Source organism: Streptomyces sp. NPDC005805, assembly GCF_040630445.1.
GTDB lineage: Bacteria > Actinomycetota > Actinomycetes > Streptomycetales > Streptomycetaceae > Streptomyces.
In genome coordinates this window covers 56016-73251 of record NZ_JBEXXN010000002.1, presented here as the reverse complement: position 1 = coordinate 73251, position 17236 = coordinate 56016, and the positions used below count along the sequence as shown (strand labels likewise).

The window sequence follows — 17236 nt, the reverse complement described above, 5'->3', positions numbered from 1 at the left end:
CCCGCCCCCGACCACCGCCGCCCACCCCGACCGAACGACCACCGGAACGGAGCCCGCCGCATCATGGCGAAGAAGAAGACCCGCCCCGTCGTCCACGCCGCCGTGGTGCTGGGGCTGCTCGCCTCCAGCGCCTACCTCACGGTGGAACTGCGCAAGGACGAGCAGGCCAAGGCACCGGCGGTGCAGGCCGTGACCGACACGCCCCAGCTGGAGTCCAGCAAGGGCCAGCAGGGCGGCAAGCAGACCTGGGAGCGGCTGAACAAGCCGGACCGCTCGGTGCTGCGGGGCGAGCAGGGCCAGGTGCTGGCCACCTTCACCGACAAGGCCCGCACCGCCACCCTCAGGGGCCCGAGCCGCACCTTCACCGAGCCCGCGAACACCAAGTCCCGTGTGGTGACCGAGGACTGGGTCCGTCTGATGCCGGAGCCCTGGCGCGAGGGCGCCGAGAAGGAGAAGTGGTTCAAGGACTGGTTCAAGGAGTTCTACGGCAGCGAGGAGGACGACGTCTTCGCCTCCGCCTTCCAGTACATCGAGGGCGCGCCGGTCAAGAAGGACGACGAGGGCCTCGCCTACGCCGGCGACGCCAACTTCGGCCCGCTCAACCCGAACGGCAGCGAGGGCAACGACCTGCGCGAGGAGCTGTCGGACTTCTACGACTACCTCGGCATCCCCTACACCTTCCGCGACGGCACCACCATCCAGCCCGAGACCAAGCGCGCCCGCTCGGTCGACTGCTCCGGTTACATGCGCCTGGTGTGGGGCTACCGGGCCCGCTACCCGCTCGCCGCCTCGGACAGGGTGGGCGACGGACTGCCGCGCACGGCCAACGGCATGGCCCGCTCGGACATCGGCGCGGACGTGCTGCCCCTCAAGGGCGTCGGCGCGGGCGACCGCCCGACCGCCCTCGGCGTCCTCCAGCCGGGCGACCTGGTCTTCTTCAAGCTGGACGCGCGGACCAAGGAGCGCCTGGACCATGTGGGCATCTACCTGGGCCACGACACCGACGGGCACAAGATCTTCCTGTCCAGCCGGGAGGAAGTGAACGGCCCGACCATCGGCGACAAGGGCGGCACCTCCCGTCTCGACGGCAACGGCTACTACGCCACCACCCTGCGCAGCGCCAAGCGCCTCTGAGCTGCCGGGTCCGCCGTCCCTGAGGCGGCTTCAGTCAGCCGTCCGTGAGGCGGCGGCGGACGCTGCGGGGGCCCGTGCAGCGCGCCCCGGCGGCCGTCACCCGCGCCCGCAGACCCCGGTCCGCGGTGACGACCACACAGGGGCGCCCGGCGCGGCCCGCGTCGGCGGCGAGAGCGGCGATCAGGTCGTCCCCGCTGCCGGGCGCGGGCACCACCTGGACGCCGGGGACGGGCTCCACGCCCCGGGCGGCGCCCTCGACGACCAGGACCACCTCCACCGGGCCGGGGACGGCCGACTGGCCGCCCTCGGCCGCGAGGGAGTCCCGCAGCCGCTCGGCCGCGGCGTGCCGGTCGCGCCACCAGCCGTCCGGGACCGACCCGACGACATTGGCCGCGTCCACGACGAGAAGGGTGCCGCTGCCGGGTTCCGTGCCGCTGCCGTCGCCTGCTTCGCCGCCCCTGGTGGTGTCCATGGGACCAGCTTCCCAGGAACGGGCCCGCCCGGGCGGGCCGGTGGCGCGGGGGCCGGGGGACCGGGCGGCGGTGGTGCTGGGACAATGATCGCGGGCGTCCGGCGCGCACCGGCCCGGGGCCCGAGGATGCTCCGACCGTCCCGTTCCCCGACGCGAGGGAAGGCCCATGGCTGCCGTGCCCGCTCCGACGCCCGACCACGCGGACGCGCAGGGTCCGCCGCGGCTCACGGGCGACTGGCTGACGCGGGGGAGGGACGGCGTCCTCACGGCCTGGGCGCCCGGCGACGACGCGGTGCTGCGCTGGACCCGGTGGGGCACCGGCGCGCCCGGCCCGGAGCGGCTGCCCGCCCCCGGCCTCCTGCCGCCGCTCGCGGTCACCCAGGGCGCCGACGGTTATGTCCACCTGGTGGGCGTACGCCGGGTCCGCGGCGGCGAGACGCTCGAACTGGTGCACGCCGTCCAGTTCCAGACCGGCCGTCCGCTCCTCGGCTGGACCGCCCTCGGGCACCCCAACAAGGCCCCGAAGGAGACCGGCCGCCCGGTCACCGCCGTCGACGGCGAGGGCCGCCTCTATGTCGCCCTGCGCAACGGCGGCACCGGGCTGAGCTGCCGGAACCAGAAGGTCAAGGGCGGCTGGGCGGGCTGGCAGGACCTCGGCGGCAAGGGCGTGCGCGACACCCCGGCGGCGGCCGTGGACGGCAAGGGGCGCGTCGAGCTGTACGCGGCCGAGGGGGACGCGGTCGTCCGCTTCACCCAGGAGAAGCCGGGCGCGGCCTTCGAACGGGCCGCCGAACTCGGTGTACGCGCGGAACCGGGGGCGTTCACGGCCCTGACCGGGCCGTCCGGTGCGGTGGAGCTGTTCTTCACGGACGCGGAGGGCACGATCCGGGTCTGGGCGCCCGAACGCGGCCCGGACGCCCGGCCGTTGCTCCCCGCCGCCGGTCCGGGCGCGCCGGCGCTCGCCGCGGTGGAGATCGACGGCCACGACTGCACGGTCCTCGCGCAGGAGACCCCGGAGGGGCAGGTCGCCTTCGCCGCGTACCCGTCCGGGGACGAGGAGGCCGGGGCGTGGTGGACGCCGACCGACCCCGCCCGCGCGGGCGTCCGCGGCGGCGGGCTCGCGCTGGCCCTGTGCGCGCACGGCGAGGAGGGGCTGGTCGGGACGGCCCTCGGCGCGTCGGGCGAGCCAGTGGTCATCCGGCAGAAGAAGGACGCGGGAGGCTTCGCGGTGGGCCGCTGGAAGCCCCTCGCCTGACCGGGCCGCGCAGGCTGCGCCGGGTGGGCGTCCCGTCGCCCGGAACGCGGACGGGCCGCCGGCCCGCGGCGGGTGGGTCTCGCCGTCCGCCCGGGGCCGGCCGTGGCAGGAGGACTCCCGCCGCCCGGGCCCCGGTCCGGGGCCCGGCCGAGGACGGCCGGACATCCTGTCCGCCGGGTCCCGGACCCGGCGGACGGACCCGCGCCGGACTCACGGGCGAGACGCCGACCCGTGGCAGCTGGGTTTCGCAGTCCGCCCGGGGCACGGCCCCAGGGTCGGCCGTGGCAGGAGGACTCCCGCCGCCCGGGCACGGGCCCGGGGCCCGGCCGAGGACGGCCGGGGATCCGGTTCGCCGCGCCCCGCGAAGCCCCCGCGCCGGACACGCGGACGGGCCGCGCGGAAGGAATCCGCGCGGCCCGTCTCCCGGTCCCGTCCCGTCAGGGACCTACGCGGGGACGCTCGCGACGCCCGGCGCCAGGAACCGCTTGCCGTTCACCCGCTCGGAGACACCCTCGCGGTCCAGGTACGGCGTGATGCCGCCCAGGTGGAAGGGCCAGCCCGCACCGGTGATCAGGCAGAGGTCGATGTCCTGCGCCTCGGCGACGACACCCTCCTCCAGCATCAGGCCGATCTCCTGCGCCACCGCGTCCAGGACGCGGGCGCGGACCTGCTCCTCCGTCAGGACGCTGTCGCCCTGCTTCAGCAGCGCGGCGACCTCCGGGTCCAGCTCCGGCTTCCCGCTGTCGTACACGTAGAAGCCGCGCTTGCCGGCCTCGACGACCGCCTTGAGGTTCGGGGAGACCGTGAAGCGGTCCGGGAAGGAGCGGTTGAGCGTCTCGGAGACGTGCAGACCGATCGCCGGGCCGACCAGCTCCAGCAGGACCAGCGGCGACATCGGCAGGCCGAGCGGCTCGATCGCCTTCTCGGCGGTGGCCACCGGGGTGCCCTCGTCGATGACGTTCTGGATCTCGCCCATGAAGCGGGTCAGGATGCGGTTCACCACGAACGCCGGGGCGTCCTTGGTGAGGACCGCCGTCTTCTTCAGCTTCTTCGCCACGCCGAAGGCCGTCGCCAGCGAGGCATCGTCCGTCTGCTCGCCGCGCACGATCTCCAGCAGCGGCAGGACCGCGACCGGGTTGAAGAAGTGGAAGCCGACCACGCGCTCGGGGTGCTTCAGCTTCGACGCCATCTCGGAGACCGACAGCGAGGAGGTGTTGGTGGCGAAGATCGCGTGCGCCGGGGCGACCGCCTCGACCTCGGCGAACACCTTCTGCTTGACGGACATCTCCTCGAACACGGCCTCGATGACGAAGTCCGCGTCCGCGAAGCCCTCGGCCTTGTCGAGCACACCGGTGACCAGGGCCTTGAGGCGGTTGGCCTTGTCCTGGTTGACGCGCCCCTTGGCGAGCAGCTTCTCGATCTCGGCGTGGACGTAGCCCACACCCTTGTCCACGCGCTCCTGGTCGATGTCGGTAAGGACCACCGGCACCTCCAGACGGCGCAGGAAGAGCAGCGCGAGCTGGGAGGCCATCAGACCGGCGCCGACGACGCCGACCTTGGTGACCGGGCGGGCCAGCGACTTGTCCGGCGCGCCGGCCGGGCGCTTGCCGCGCTTCTGCACCAGGTTGAACGCGTAGATGCCGCTGCGCAGTTCGCCGCCCATGATCAGGTCCGCGAGGGCCCGGTCCTCGGCGTCGAAGCCCTTCTGGAGGTCGCCGTCCTTGGCGGCCTCGATGATGTCGAGGGCCCGGTAGGCGGCCGGGGCGGCGCCGTGCACCTTGGAGTCGGCGACGAAGCGGCCCTTGGCGACGGCCTGGTCCCAGGACTCGCCGCGGTCGATCTCGGGGCGCTCGACGGCGATCTCGCCCTTGAGGACGGCGGCCGTCCACACCAGGGACTGCTCCAGGAAGTCCGCGCCCTCGAAGATCGCGTCGGCGATGCCGAGCTCGAAGACCTGCTTCCCCTTGAGCTGGCGGTTCTGGTTCAGCGAGTTCTCGATGACGACCGAGACGGCCTTCTCCGGGCCGATCAGGTTCGGCAGGATGGTGCAGCCGCCCCAGCCGGGGACCAGGCCGAGGAAGACCTCGGGCAGCGAGAACGCCGGGATGGCCTGCGAGACGGTGCGGTAGGTGCAGTGCAGACCGACCTCGACACCGCCGCCCATGGCCGCGCCGTTGTAGTACGCGAAGGTCGGCACGCCCAGGCCCGCGAGGCGCTTGAAGACGTCGTGGCCGCCCTTGCCGATGGCGAGCGCGTCCTCGTGGCGCTTCAGCAGCTCGACGCCCTTGAGGTCGGCGCCGACCGCGAAGATGAACGGCTTGCCGGTGATGCCGGCGGCGACGATCGTGCCCTCGGCGGCCTCCTGGGCGACCTGGTCGATCGCCGCGTCGAGGTTCGCCAGCGACTGCGGCCCGAAGGTGGTCGGCTTGGTGTGGTCCAGGCCGTTGTCCAGGGTGATGAGCGCGAAGCGCCCGGCCCCGGCGGGGAGGTCGAGGTGGCGTACGTGCGCCTGGGTGACGACCTCGTCCGGGAACAGCTCGGCCGCGCCCTTCAGGAGCTCGGTGGTGGTGGTCACTTGTCGCCTCCGGCGTCCTTGTGGTGCGGGTTCTCCCAGATCACCGTGGCGCCCATGCCGAAGCCGACGCACATGGTGGTGAGGCCGTAGCGGACCTCGGGCTGCTCCTCGAACTGGCGGGCGAGCTGGGTCATCAGCCGCACACCGGAGGAGGCCAGCGGGTGGCCGAAGGCGATGGCGCCGCCGTACTGGTTGACGCGCGCGTCGTCGTCGGCGATGCCGTAGTGGTCGAGGAAGGCGAGGACCTGGACGGCGAACGCCTCGTTGATCTCGAAGAGGTTGATGTCCTCGATCGACAGGCCGGCCTTGGCGAGGGCCTTCTCGGTCGCCGGGATCGGACCGTAGCCCATGACCTCGGGCTCGACACCGGCGAAGGCGTACGAGACCAGGCGCATCTTGACCGGGAGGCCGTTCTCGCGGGCGAACTCCTCGGAGGCGATGATCGAGGCGGTGGCGCCGTCGTTGAGACCGGCGGCGTTGCCCGCGGTGACCCGGCCGTGGACGCGGAACGGCGTCTTCAGGCCGGCCAGGGACTCCAGGGTGGTGCCCGGGCGCATCGGCTCGTCGGCGGTGACCAGACCCCAGCCGGTCTCACCGGCCTCCGGGTTGGTGCGGCGCACCGAGACCGGCACCAGGTCCTGCTGGACCTTGCCGTTGGCGTACGCCTTGGCCGCCTTCTCCTGCGAGCGCACCGCGTACTCGTCGGCGCGCTGCTTGGTGATGTGCGGGTAGCGGTCGTGCAGGTTCTCCGCGGTCATGCCCATGAACAGCGCGGACTCGTCGACCAGCTTCTCGCTGACGAAGCGCGGGTTGGGGTCGACGCCCTCGCCCATCGGGTGGCGGCCCATGTGCTCGACACCGCCCGCGATGACGGCGTCGTACGCGCCGAAGGCGATGGAGCCGGCGACCGAGGTGACGGCGGTGAGCGCGCCGGCGCACATCCGGTCGATGGAGTAGCCGGGCACGGACTGCGGGAGGCCCGCGAGGATGCCGGCGGTGCGGCCCAGGGTCAGGCCCTGGTCGCCGATCTGCGTGGTCGCGGCGATGGCGACCTCGTCGATCTTCTTGGGGTCGAGTGCCGGGTTGCGGCGCAGCAGCTCCCGGATGGCCTTCACGACGAGATCGTCGGCGCGGGTCTCGTGGTAGATGCCCTTCGGGCCCGCCTTGCCGAACGGGGTGCGGACGCCGTCGACGAAGACGACGTCCCTGACGGTACGAGGCACGATGGCTCTCCTCCAGGGTGCGGGGTGGCACTGCTGCGGCGCGCATGCCTGAGCGTGCGCTTGCTCGCCCCATGCTACTTGTGGGTAACCAGGCTGCCCACCCCCTGGGGCGGGAGCGGCGAAGGTCACACGCGCGGGTGCCGCGGGAACCGTTCCCCGGCCGGGCGGCGGCCGAAACCGGCCGGGCGCGCGGCGGAAACCGGCCGGGCGCGCGGCGGACGCGGTCGCGGACCTGGCGGGCCGGGGGCTCGGTGTCGCCGTCCCGAGCGCCCCACCGGCCCCGGCCGCCGCGAGGCCCCGGTCCTCCTCGTCCTCGCCACGCGCCTGCCCCGAGCCCGGCCCGCCGCCGGGGCCCTGCTCGCCTGTGCGGACCGCGCCGTTGCCCCGGGCCCGCACGGGGACCCCGCCCCGCCCCGCCCTGCTCGCCTGCGCGGGCCGCGCGTTCGGAGCGCCCTCCACGGGCTGACGGGCCCCGCCGCGGCGCCGCCCGGCCCGGTGCGCCTCTGCCGGCGGGCCCGAGGCGCGGTGTGCCGCCTGCTCACGAGGCCGAGGGCCGGGGCGCGGCCCACGCGCCCCGCTCGTGCGGAGCGCGAGCCGCCCCGGGGGTGGGGGGCGGCCAGGTGGGTGGCCATGCGCCCCGCTCGCGCGGAGCGCGAACCCACCCGCCCGGCCCGGGCGCGACCGGGTCCCAGGGCGCCCGGTGGGCGGGCCGCTTGCCCGCCTGCCGGGCCGCGGCACCCGCCCTGCTCGGGCGGAGCTGGTGCCGCGGCCGCTAGCCCGCTGGCCGGGTGGCACTGCGCCCGCCCGCTCGTGCCGGGCGCAGCCCACGCGCCCCGCTCGTGCGGAGCGCGAACCCCCGCCCCGCCCGCGCCCCCGGCGCGGCTACGCGTCCGGGGTGGCGGCCAGGGCCGTCGTCAGGGCCGGGGCCGTGAGGGCGATCTGCCAGGGGCGGGCGCCGAGGGTGGCCAGGGCGGTGGAGACGGTGGCCTCGGTCAGGGGCGACGGCGGCTCCCAGCACACCCGGCGGACCGTGTCCGGGGTGATCAGGTTCTCCTGGGGGAGGTTCAGCTCCTCGGCCAGCGCGGTGATCGCCGCCCGCGCGGCGGACAGCCGGGCCGCGGCCGCCGGGTCCTTGTCCGCCCAGGAGCGCGGCGGCGGGGGCCCCTGCACGGCCTGGCCGGGCTGGGGGAGCTGCGCGTCGGGCAGGGCCTTGGCCCGGTCGACGGCCGCCTGCCACTGCTCCAGCTGACGGCGGCCGACCCGGTTCCCGAAGCCGGGGAGCGCGCCGAGGGCGTCCGCGTTCGCGGGGAGGGCGAGGGCCGCCTCGACGATCGCCGCGTCGCCGAGGACCTTGCCGGGCGAGACGTCGCGCCGCTGCGCGATCCGGTCGCGGGCCGTCCACAGCTCGCGGACCACCGCCATCTGGCGCCGCCGCCGCACCTTGTGCATGCCCGAGGTGCGCCGCCAGGGGTCCTTGCGGGGAGGGGCCGGGGGCGCGGAGGCGATCGCGTCGAACTCCTGGAGGGCCCACTCCAGCTTGCCCTGCCGGTCCAGCTCCTTCTCCAGCGCGTCGCGCAGGTCGACGAGGAGTTCCACGTCCAGCGCGGCGTACCGCAGCCACGGCTCGGGCAGCGGGCGGGTCGACCAGTCGACCGCGGAGTGGCCCTTCTCCAGCGCGTAGCCGAGGACGCCCTCGACCATCGCGCCGAGTCCGACCCGGGGGAAGCCCGCCAGCCGGCCGGCGAGTTCGGTGTCGAAGAGCCGGCTGGGCCGCATGCCTATGTCCCGCAGGCAGGGCAGGTCCTGGGTGGCGGCGTGCAGGATCCACTCGGTGCCGGCCAGCGCCTCGCCGAGCTCCGACAGGTCCGGGCAGCCGACGGGGTCGATCAGGGCGGTCCCGGCGCCCTCCCGGCGCAGCTGCACCAGATAGGCGCGCTGGCCGTAGCGGTAGCCGGAGGCGCGCTCGGCGTCGACCGCCACGGGTCCGGTGCCGGCGGCGAAGGCGGTGATCACCTCGGCCAGGGCGTCGGCGTCGGCGACGACCGGCGGGACGCCCTCGCGGGGCTCCAGCAGGGGGATCGGCAGCCCGTCGCCCGGGACGCCGTCGTCCGGGGGGCCGCCCCCGGTGGTTCGCAGTGAGGTCTGCGGTGCGGTCTTTTGGGCGTCGGTCACGCGTCAAGACTATCCGCCCGTACGGACGTCCGACCTGCCCCATGTCTCCCGGGCGCCGCTGAACTGCGGGAACACCGCCGGGGAGGGCCCTGGCCGGCGGCGGCCGGACACGGCACGCCCGCCGACGGAACGTTCCGTCGGCGGGCGTCGTGCCGGTGGGGAGCCGGCGAGCGGGAGGTGGCCGGTGGGCTCGGTCCGTCCCGGGGGTGTCAGTGGATGATGCCGGTGCGCAGCGCCACGGCCACCATCCCGGCGCGGTCGCCGGTGCCGAGCTTGCGCGCGATACGGGCGAGGTGGCTCTTGACGGTCAGGGCGGACAGGCCCATCGAGACGCCGATCGCCTTGTTCGACTGGCCCTCCGCCACCAGGCGCAGGACCTCCACCTCGCGCCCGGACAGCTCCCGGTAGCCGCCCGGGTGGCTCGGGGCACCCGGGGGACGGCGGTGCATCCGGCCGGCCGCGGCGCCGATGGGGGCGGCGCCGGGACGGGTGGGGTGGCCGATGTTGGTGCGCGTACCGGTCACGACGTAGCCCTTGACGCCCCCGGCGAGGGCGTTGCGCACCGCGCCGCTGTCGTCGGCGGCGGAGAGCGCGAGGCCGTTGGGCCAGCCCGCGGCGCGGGTCTCGGACAGCAGGGTCAGCCCGGAACCGTCGGGCAGGTGGACGTCGGCAACGCAGATGTCGCGCGGGTTGCCGACGCGGGGACGGGCCTCCGCGATGGACGACGCCTCGATCACGTCGCGGACCCCGAGCGCCCACAGGTGGCGGGTGACGGTGGAACGGACGCGCGGGTCGGCCACGACGACCATGGCCGTCGGCTTGTTCGGGCGGTAGGCGACCAGGCTTGCGGGCTGCTCGAGAAGAACGGACACCAGGCCTCCTGGAAAGGTGCGGGGACGGGGCCGGCTCGGGGAGTAAGCCGGGGCGAACCGTGCAGTTGGGTCACTGACCTCTTCGGCACGGACCCCGTCCTCCTTTAGGGAATGATCACGATCTAGTGAGGAATAACCGGTATAATTCGGACACTTGATCGGCTGTCGGCACATGGCTCGGCCCCGGGGCTCCCGTGGAGCACCCGGGGCCGAGCCGTGCACCGGCGGCCGCCGCCGTCTCAGCGCTGCTGGGGCCCCCGCCGCTGCGGCAGGGTCACCACGCCGGTCGTCGTGTCCGATACGCCGGACGGCATCGGGGGCAGTCCGGCGACCTGGCAGAGCAGATCACACCAGGCGGCCAGGTGCGCCGCCGTGTCCGGGACCCCGCCCGCGCCCTCCCGGGGCGTCCACGAGGCACGAATCTCGATCTGGGTCGCCGGACGCCGGTCGGAGAGTCCACCGAAATAGTGAGAACCCGCGCGGGTGACGGTCCCGCTCGGCTCCCCGTACGCCAGTCCACGCGCCTCCAGGGCGCCCGTCAGCCAGGACCAGCACACCTCGGGCAGCAGCGGATCGGCCGCCATCTCCGGCTCCAGCTCCGCGCGCACCAGGGTGACCAGCCGAAACGTTCCGTGCCACGCCTCGTGCCCGGCCGGCTCGTGGAGCAGCACCAGTCTGCCGTCCGCGAGGTCCTCCTCGCCGTCGACCACGGCCGCCTCCAGCGCGTACGCGTGCGGGGCCAGTTTCCGGGGCGGCCGGGTGGGATCGACCTCGATCTCCTGGCGCAGCCGCGCGGTCCGCAGTGCCTCGACCGCCTTCCGGAACGCGGGGGGCACGGTGTCCTCGTCCGCGCGGTCCGTCGCCTCGATGCCGTTGGAATGATCGGAAAAATGTCCCTGAGCCGCAGCCATGCGGGGAAGAGTAGGCGGAACGCACGCTCCGTGCAGGGAGGGACACCCGGCCCGGAGCGGCCACTTGCCCCGGCCGTGCGAAGATTCTGGGCGTGAGCGCCAACGACAGCCCCCGGGCCCAGCAGAGCAAGACGCACGACTCCGCGTTCCTCAGGGCGTGCCGCCGCGAACCCGTGCCGCACACGCCGGTCTGGTTCATGCGCCAGGCGGGCCGCTCACTGCCCGAGTACCTGAAGGTGCGCGAGGGCATCCCCATGCTGGAGTCCTGCATGCGGCCCGAGCTGGTCACCGAGATCACCCTCCAGCCCGTGCGGCGGCACAAGGTTGACGCGGCGATCTACTTCAGCGACATCGTGGTCCCCCTCAAGGCCATCGGCATCGACCTGGACATCAAGCCCGGCGTCGGCCCGGTCGTCGCCGAGCCGGTCCGCACCCGCGCCGACCTCGCCCGGCTGCGCGACCTGACCCCCGAGGACGTCCACTACGTCACCGAGGCCATCGGCATGCTCACCGGCGAGCTGGGCGCCACCCCGCTGATCGGCTTCGCGGGCGCCCCGTTCACCCTCGCGAGCTACCTCGTCGAGGGCGGGCCCTCCCGCAACCACGAGCACACCAAGGCCCTGATGTACGGAGACCCGGAGCTCTGGGCCGATCTGCTGGACCGCCTCGCGGAGATCACCTCCGCCTTCCTCAAGGTCCAGATCGAGGCCGGCGCCTCCGCCGTGCAGCTCTTCGACTCCTGGGTCGGCGCCCTCGCCCCCGCCGACTACCGGCGCTCGGTCATGCCCGCCTCCGCCAAGGTCTTCGACGCGGTCGCCCACTACGGCGTCCCCCGCATCCACTTCGGCGTCGGCACCGGCGAACTCCTCGGCCTCATGGGCGAGGCGGGCGCGGACGTGGTCGGCGTGGACTGGCGCGTCCCGCTCGACGAGGCGGCCCGCCGGGTCGGCCCCGGCAAGGCGCTCCAGGGCAACCTGGACCCGGCGGTCCTCTTCTCCACGCCCGAGGCCGTGCGCGCCAAGACGCGCGAGGTGCTGGACGCGGCCGCCGGTCTGGAGGGCCACATCTTCAACCTGGGCCACGGGGTGCTCCCGACGACCGACCCGGACGCGCTGACCCGTCTGGTCGCCGACGTCCACGAGCGGACCGCCCGCTGACGGGCCGGTGACGGACTGACGGACGGCGCGGGTCCTGGCCGGCCCCGCGCCGTCCGCCCTGTCACGGCCCTCAGTGCAGGATGAGCTCCTTGGCGCGCTGGAACTCCTCGTCCGTGAGGTCGCCCCGCGCCTTGACCTCGGAGAGCTTCGCCAGCTGCTCGGCCTTGCTCGGGCCCTCGGCCGCGTCGTTCCCGGCCGTCTTGCGGATGTAGTCCTCGACGGCCTGCTGCTGCTCCCGCGCGTGCTCCCGTTCGCGCTTGCCCATGTCCTTGCCCCGGGCCAGCACGTAGATCAGGACGCCCAGGAACGGCAGGACGATGACGAAGACCAGCCAGCCCGTCTTCACCCAGCCGCTCATGCTGTCGTCGCGGAAGATGTCGACGATGATCCTGAACAGCAGGAAGAACCACAGGATCCACAGGAACAGCCACATGGTCGTCCACATGGCGCCCAGCAGCGGATAGTCGTACGCGAGGTGCATGGCAGCGCCCCGTTTCGTGCGAAGGGCCCCGAGTGCAGATCCATTGTGGACGCCCGCCCGGCCCTCGGCCATCCGGGGTCCAGGGGAGGGACTACGCCCCCGCCGCCCGGACGGCCGCGGACGCCTTGCGGGCGGCGACCAGGACCGGGTCCCACACCGGGGAGAACGGCGGGGCGTAGCCGAGGTCGAGCGCGGTCATCCGCTCGACCGTCATCCCCGCGGTGAGCGCCACCGCGGCCACGTCCACCCGCTTCGCCGCGCCCTCGCGGCCGACGATCTGGACGCCCAGCAGCCGGCCCGTGCGCCGCTCGGCGGTCATCTTGACCGTCATCACCGCCGCGCCGGGGAAGTAGCCCGCGCGGCTGGTCGACTCGATGACCGCCGTGACGTACCGCAGTCCCACCGCGCGGGCGTCCTTCTCCCGCAGGCCGGTGCGCGCGATCTCCAGGTCGCACACCTTGCTGACGGCCGTGCCGACGACACCCGGGAAGGTGCCGTAGCCGCCGCCCGCGTTGGCGCCGATGATCTGGCCGTGCTTGTTGGCGTGGGTGCCCAGGGGGAGGTGCCGCTCGCGCCCGGAGACCAGGTCCAGCACCTCCACGCAGTCGCCGCCCGCCCAGATGTCCTCGTGGCCGCGCACCCGCATCGCCAGGTCGGTCAGCAGACCGCCGTGCTCCCCGAGCGGCAGCCCCGCGGCCCGGGCGAGAGCGGTCTCCGGTTCGACGCCGATGCCGAGAACGACGACGTCCGCCGGGTACTCCGCGCCGTCCGTGACGACCGCGCGCACGGCCCCGTCGTCGCCCGTGCGGATCGCGGTCACCGCGGTGTCCGTGACGACCGTGATGCCCATACCGGTCATCGCCTCGCGCACCAGGCGGCCCATGTCCGGGTCCAGGGTCGCCATCGGCTGCTCGCCGCGGTTGACCACGGTCACCTCGTAGCCGTGCCGCAGCAGGGCCTCGGCCATCTCGACGCCGATGTACCCGGCGCCGACCACCACCGCGCGGCGGCCCTCGGTGGCGGCCAGCCGGTCCAGCAGGGCCTGGCCGTCGTCCAGGGTCTGCACACCGTGCACCCCGGGCGCGTCGATGCCGGGGATCGGCGGGCGCACCGGCCGGGCGCCGGTGGCGATCACCAGCTTGTCCCAGCCGGTCCAGGACTCCGCGCCGCTCTCCAGGTCGCGCGAGCGCACCCGGCGCCCCGGCACGTCGATCTCCGTCACCTCGGTGCGCATCCGCAGGTCGATGTCCCGGGCCCGGTGCTCCTCGGGGGTGCGGGCGATCAGCTCGTCCCGCGCGCCGACGTCGCCGGCGACCCAGTACGGGATGCCGCACGCCGAGTACGAGCTGAAGTGGCCGCGTTCGAACGCGACGATCTCCAGCTCCTCCGGGCCCTTCTCCCTGCGTGCCTGCGATGCGGCGGACATGCCCGCCGCATCACCTCCCACGACCACCAGCCGCTCCGTCGTCATGGGGAACACGCTACGGGGCGGGGCCGGTTCAGTCCTTGCCGCCCGCCCGGCCGGTGCCGCCCTTCCGGTCCCCGTCCGTCTCCCGGACCGGCGGGGCGGAGGGCAGCGGGACGGAGGGCCGGGCGGCCGGGGACGCGGGGGCCGCCGGCTCCGATTCCGCGCGGGCGCCGCGACGACGCCTCAGCAGCCGCCAGGCCGCGTACAGCACCGCCGCGACCGCCGCGAACGGCAGGAGCGCGCCGACCGCCACCGTGAGCCACCGCACCGCCGCCACCAGCGCGTCCCAGCCGCCGCCCAGGGCGTCCAGGAAGCCGGGGTCCTCGTCCCGGGCCTTCTTCTCCTCCCGGTGCTCGGTCAGCTCCACCGTGATGGTGGCCAGCGACGTCCGGTCCTTCAGCGACGCCTGCTTGGCGAGCAGCGACTCCAGCTCCGCCTGGCGGTTGCTCAGCTCGCCCTCCAGGGTGACCACGTCGGACAGCTTCTCCGCACGGTCCATCAGCTCCCGCACCCGGGCGACGCTCGCCCGCTGGGTGGCGATCCGGCTCTCGACGTCCACCACCTGCTCCGTGACGTCCTTCGCGTTCGCCTCCCGGGACAGCAGCTTCCCGGCGCCCGAGAGTTCGGCCAGCACCGAGTCGTACTCCCGCTGCGGCACCCGCAGCACCACCCGGGAGGTGGTGGAGGAGTCGTCGAGGCGCTCGGTGCTCTCGTTCTCCACGTGCCCGCCCGCCCGCTCGGCCGCCGCGCGGGCTCCGGCGAGTGCCTTCGCCGCGTCCTTCACGGCCACGCTCACCGAGGCGGTGCGGACGATGTGCCGGCCGGCCGCCGCGTCCGCCGGGTTCTTGGCGGCCTCGTCCCGCTCCGCCTTCTTCCCGTCCTCCCCGGTCGCGGCGTGGTCCTCCGCCGCGTATCCGGGCGCGGCGCTCTGCCTGGCCGCCCCCGCGTCGGAGAGTGCGGGCTTCTCGTCGGCCCCCGAGTCGGACGCGTCGCCGGCACCGCAGCCGGTGAGAGCGAGTGCGGCGGACAGAAGCAGTGCCGCCGCCGTGCGTCGTCGTGCACGCATGAAAGACCCCCCAGGTCGTGAATGTGCGAGCGCTTGCCGGTTCGACGTGGCCCGCCCGTGCGGAGTTGCCGGTTCCCGGTCTCGAAGGGGTCACGGTCAAGACTCGCGGGGGTCACCCGGGGCCCGGCGGCGGGCACCGGGCCCGAGTCCGGGGCCGTCGTCCGGATTTGAGAGAGTTGGCGCCATGAACGCTGGTCCCGAGAACGCCGGCCCCCGCACCCCCGACCATCCGCAGGCCCCCGGTCACCCGGTCGCCGCCCCGCATGTCGTCGTCGTCGGAGGCGGCATCGCCGGGCTCGCCGCCGCCCACCGGCTGGTCGGCGCCGGGGTGCGCGTCACCCTGCTGGAGGCCACCGCCCGGCTCGGCGGGAAGCTGCTCGCCGGGGAGGTCGCCGGGGTGCCGGTCGACCTGGGCGCCGAGTCCATGCTCGCCCGCCGCCCCGAGGGCATCGAGCTGGCCCGCGCCGCCGGCCTCGGCGACCGGCTCCAGCCGCCCGCCGTCGCCGTCTCCGCCGTCTGGACCCGCGGCGCGCTGCGCCCGCTGCCCAAGGGCCATGTCATGGGCGTCCCCGGCACCGCCGACGCCCTCGCCGGGCTGCTCTCCGACGAGGGGCTGGCCCGGATCGCGCGGGAGGCCGAGCTGCCCCCGGCCGCCGTCGAGGACGACGTGGCCATCGGCGCGTACGTCGCCGAACGCCTCGGCCGGGAGGTCGTCGACCGCCTGGTGGAGCCCCTGCTCGGCGGCGTCTACGCGGGCGACGCCTACCGGATCTCCATGCGGGCCGCCGTGCCCGGCCTCCACGAGGCGCTGCGCCGCAGCGACTCCCTCCTCGCCGCCGTCCGCGAGGTCCAGGCGCGCGGGGCCGCCCAGCAGGGCGCGGGCCCGGTCTTCACCGGCCTCGCCGGCGGGATGGGCACCCTGCCGGACGCCGTCGCCGGCGCCGTGCGCGCCCAGGGCGGCGTGGTCCGCACCGACACCCCCGTCCTCGCGCTGAGACGCACCGTCCTCCCGGACACCGGCGCCACCGGCTGGACCATCCGCACCGACCGCGAGACCCTCACCGCCGACGCCGTGGTCCTCGCCGCCCCCGCCTGGTCCGCCGCCGCCCTGCTCGCCGCCGAGGCCCCGGCCGCTGCCGCCGAACTGGGCCGCGTCGAGTACGCCTCCATGGCGCTCGCCACCTTCGCCTTCCGCCGGGCCGACCTCGGCGAACTGCCGGGCAGCGGCTTCCTCGTACCGCCCGTGGACGGCCGGAGCATCAAGGCGTCCACCTTCTCCTCCAACAAGTGGCGCTGGGTCGACGAGAGCTCCGCGGACCTGTTCCTGCTGCGCACCTCGCTCGGCCGGCACGGCGAGGAGAAGGCCCTCGACCGCGAGGACGCCGAGCTGGTGGACCTCTCCCTGGCCGACCTCCGCGAGGCCGTCGGCCTCACCGCCCGCCCGGTCGCCGCCGAGGTCACCCGGTGGACCGGCGGACTGCCGCAGTACCCCGTCGGCCACCCGGACCGGGTCGCGCGGGTCCGGGAGCAGGTCGCCGCGCTCGGCACCCTGCGGGTGTGCGGGGCGGCCTACGACGGCGTCGGCATCCCCGCCTGCGCCGGCAGCGGACGGCGCGCCGCGGACGAGATCCTCGCCACGCCGACCCTGGCGCGGGGCACCCGGACGGGCACGGGAGAATAGCCGTATGAGTGCGCCCGAAAAGATCCCGAACGCAGGCAAGAAGGCCAAGGACCTCAACGAGGTCATCCGGTACACGCTGTGGTCCGTCTTCCGGCTGCGCGACGTGCTGCCCGAGGACCGCGGCGGTTTCGCCGACGAGGTCCAGGAGCTGTTCGACCAGCTCGCGGCCAAGGACGTCACCGTGCGCGGCACCTACGACGTCTCCGGCCTGCGCGCCGACGCCGACGTCATGATCTGGTGGCACGCCGAGACGGCGGACGAACTCCAGGACGCCTACAACCGCTTCCGGCGCACCCGGCTCGGCCGCGCCCTGGAGCCCGTGTGGTCCAACATGGCGCTGCACCGGCCCGCCGAGTTCAACAAGTCGCACATCCCGGCGTTCCTCGCCGACGAGAACCCGCGCGACTACGTCTCGGTCTACCCCTTCGTGCGCTCCTACGACTGGTACCTGCTGCCCGACGAGGACCGCCGCCGGATGCTCGCGGACCACGGGAAGATGGCCCGCGGCTACCCGGACGTGCGGGCCAACACGGTCGCCTCCTTCTCGCTGGGCGACTACGAGTGGATCCTCGCCTTCGAGGCGGACGAGCTGTACCGGATCGTCGACCTGATGCGCCACCTGCGGGCCTCCGAGGCGCGGATGCACGTCCGCGAAGAGGTCCCCTTCTACACCGGTCGCCGCAAGAGCGTGGCGGACCTGGTCGCGGGCCTGGCCTGACCGCCCGCACCTCCTGAATGTGAGGGCGGGGGCACGCAGCCGGCGTGCCTC

General features: G+C 74.6%; 14 protein-coding genes. 5 read left to right on the top strand and 9 right to left on the bottom strand.

What is annotated here, in order from left to right:
• Positions 1-63: 63 nt before the first annotated feature.
• Positions 64-1134, top strand: coding sequence for an NlpC/P60 family protein (locus ABZ457_RS02005; RefSeq protein ID WP_359152836.1), 1071 nt, complete (start codon positions 64-66; stop codon positions 1132-1134).
• 34 nt (positions 1135-1168) lie between these two features.
• On the opposite strand, the gene ABZ457_RS02000 is transcribed toward ABZ457_RS02005, so the two are convergent.
• A complete protein-coding gene (locus ABZ457_RS02000; protein WP_359152834.1) occupies positions 1169-1606 on the bottom strand; it encodes an NTP pyrophosphohydrolase in 438 nt (145 codons plus the stop codon).
• A 166-nt stretch (positions 1607-1772) separates the two neighbouring features.
• On the opposite strand from ABZ457_RS02000, the gene ABZ457_RS01995 reads away from it, so the two are divergent.
• On the top strand, positions 1773-2861 hold the full coding sequence (locus ABZ457_RS01995; protein WP_359152832.1) for a hypothetical protein: 1089 nt from the start codon (positions 1773-1775) through the stop codon (positions 2859-2861).
• Positions 2862-3306: 445 nt separating this feature from the next.
• On the opposite strand, the gene ABZ457_RS01990 is transcribed toward ABZ457_RS01995, so the two are convergent.
• The 5 genes from ABZ457_RS01990 to ABZ457_RS01970 form a co-directional block, all read right to left on the bottom strand.
• Positions 3307-5436 carry a 3-hydroxyacyl-CoA dehydrogenase NAD-binding domain-containing protein gene (locus tag ABZ457_RS01990; protein WP_359152830.1) on the bottom strand — a complete coding sequence of 710 codons (2130 nt, stop codon included), beginning with the start codon at positions 5434-5436 and terminating at the stop codon, positions 3307-3309.
• Complete coding sequence (locus tag ABZ457_RS01985; protein WP_359152828.1) at positions 5433-6659, bottom strand: acetyl-CoA C-acyltransferase; 1227 nt, start codon at positions 6657-6659, stop codon at positions 5433-5435. The genes ABZ457_RS01990 and ABZ457_RS01985 overlap by 4 nt, the downstream gene beginning before the upstream one ends.
• An 882-nt stretch (positions 6660-7541) precedes the next feature.
• Positions 7542-8831 carry a ribonuclease D gene (locus ABZ457_RS01980; RefSeq protein WP_359152826.1) on the bottom strand — a complete coding sequence of 430 codons (1290 nt, stop codon included), beginning with the start codon at positions 8829-8831 and terminating at the stop codon, positions 7542-7544.
• A 209-nt stretch (positions 8832-9040) separates the two neighbouring features.
• Positions 9041-9703 carry a response regulator transcription factor gene (locus ABZ457_RS01975; protein WP_359152824.1) on the bottom strand — a complete coding sequence of 221 codons (663 nt, stop codon included), beginning with the start codon at positions 9701-9703 and terminating at the stop codon, positions 9041-9043.
• A gap of 239 nt (positions 9704-9942) precedes the next feature.
• Positions 9943-10614, bottom strand: coding sequence for a DUF3000 domain-containing protein (locus tag ABZ457_RS01970; protein WP_359152822.1), 672 nt, complete (start codon positions 10612-10614; stop codon positions 9943-9945).
• 92 nt (positions 10615-10706) lie between these two features.
• Between ABZ457_RS01970 and hemE the strand changes: the two genes are divergently transcribed.
• Positions 10707-11771, top strand: coding sequence for a uroporphyrinogen decarboxylase (hemE, locus tag ABZ457_RS01965; protein ID WP_359152820.1), 1065 nt, complete (start codon positions 10707-10709; stop codon positions 11769-11771).
• A gap of 70 nt (positions 11772-11841) precedes the next feature.
• Here hemE and ABZ457_RS01960 read toward each other — a convergent pair whose 3' ends face one another.
• The 3 genes from ABZ457_RS01960 to ABZ457_RS01950 form a co-directional block, all read right to left on the bottom strand.
• On the bottom strand, positions 11842-12252 hold the full coding sequence (locus ABZ457_RS01960) for an SHOCT domain-containing protein (RefSeq protein ID WP_359152818.1): 411 nt from the start codon (positions 12250-12252) through the stop codon (positions 11842-11844).
• A 91-nt stretch (positions 12253-12343) separates the two neighbouring features.
• Positions 12344-13723, bottom strand: a complete 1380-nt coding sequence (locus tag ABZ457_RS01955) for an FAD-dependent oxidoreductase (protein ID WP_359152816.1) — start codon at positions 13721-13723, stop codon at positions 12344-12346.
• A gap of 28 nt (positions 13724-13751) precedes the next feature.
• Complete coding sequence (locus ABZ457_RS01950) at positions 13752-14786, bottom strand: DUF4349 domain-containing protein (protein WP_359152814.1); 1035 nt, start codon at positions 14784-14786, stop codon at positions 13752-13754.
• Between the two features lie 184 nt (positions 14787-14970).
• Here ABZ457_RS01950 and hemG point away from each other — a divergent pair, with 184 nt between their 5' ends.
• Together hemG and hemQ are read left to right on the top strand one after the other, a co-directional pair.
• Positions 14971-16467: a protoporphyrinogen oxidase gene (hemG, locus tag ABZ457_RS01945; RefSeq protein WP_359152812.1), complete on the top strand. Its 1497-nt coding sequence runs from the start codon at positions 14971-14973 to the stop codon at positions 16465-16467.
• A gap of 4 nt (positions 16468-16471) precedes the next feature.
• Complete coding sequence (gene hemQ, locus ABZ457_RS01940) at positions 16472-17185, top strand: hydrogen peroxide-dependent heme synthase (RefSeq protein WP_359152810.1); 714 nt, start codon at positions 16472-16474, stop codon at positions 17183-17185.
• Positions 17186-17236 lie beyond the last annotated feature (51 nt).

What these genes read in the sequence shown, in the direction of transcription:
- ABZ457_RS02005 (WP_359152836.1), top strand. Translation starts at nt 64, where the DNA reads ATGGCGAAGAAGAAGACCCGCCCCGTCGTCCACGCCGCCGTGGTGCTG.
- ABZ457_RS02000 (WP_359152834.1), bottom strand. Translation starts at nt 1,606, where the DNA reads ATGGACACCACCAGGGGCGGCGAAGCAGGCGACGGCAGCGGCACGGAA.
- ABZ457_RS01995 (WP_359152832.1), top strand. Translation starts at nt 1,773, where the DNA reads ATGGCTGCCGTGCCCGCTCCGACGCCCGACCACGCGGACGCGCAGGGT.
- ABZ457_RS01970 (WP_359152822.1), bottom strand. Translation starts at nt 10,614, where the DNA reads ATGGCTGCGGCTCAGGGACATTTTTCCGATCATTCCAACGGCATCGAG.
- ABZ457_RS01960 (WP_359152818.1), bottom strand. Translation starts at nt 12,252, where the DNA reads ATGCACCTCGCGTACGACTATCCGCTGCTGGGCGCCATGTGGACGACC.
- ABZ457_RS01955 (WP_359152816.1), bottom strand. Translation starts at nt 13,723, where the DNA reads ATGACGACGGAGCGGCTGGTGGTCGTGGGAGGTGATGCGGCGGGCATG.
- ABZ457_RS01950 (WP_359152814.1), bottom strand. Translation starts at nt 14,786, where the DNA reads ATGCGTGCACGACGACGCACGGCGGCGGCACTGCTTCTGTCCGCCGCA.
- hemG (WP_359152812.1), top strand. Translation starts at nt 14,971, where the DNA reads ATGAACGCTGGTCCCGAGAACGCCGGCCCCCGCACCCCCGACCATCCG.
- hemQ (WP_359152810.1), top strand. Translation starts at nt 16,472, where the DNA reads ATGAGTGCGCCCGAAAAGATCCCGAACGCAGGCAAGAAGGCCAAGGAC.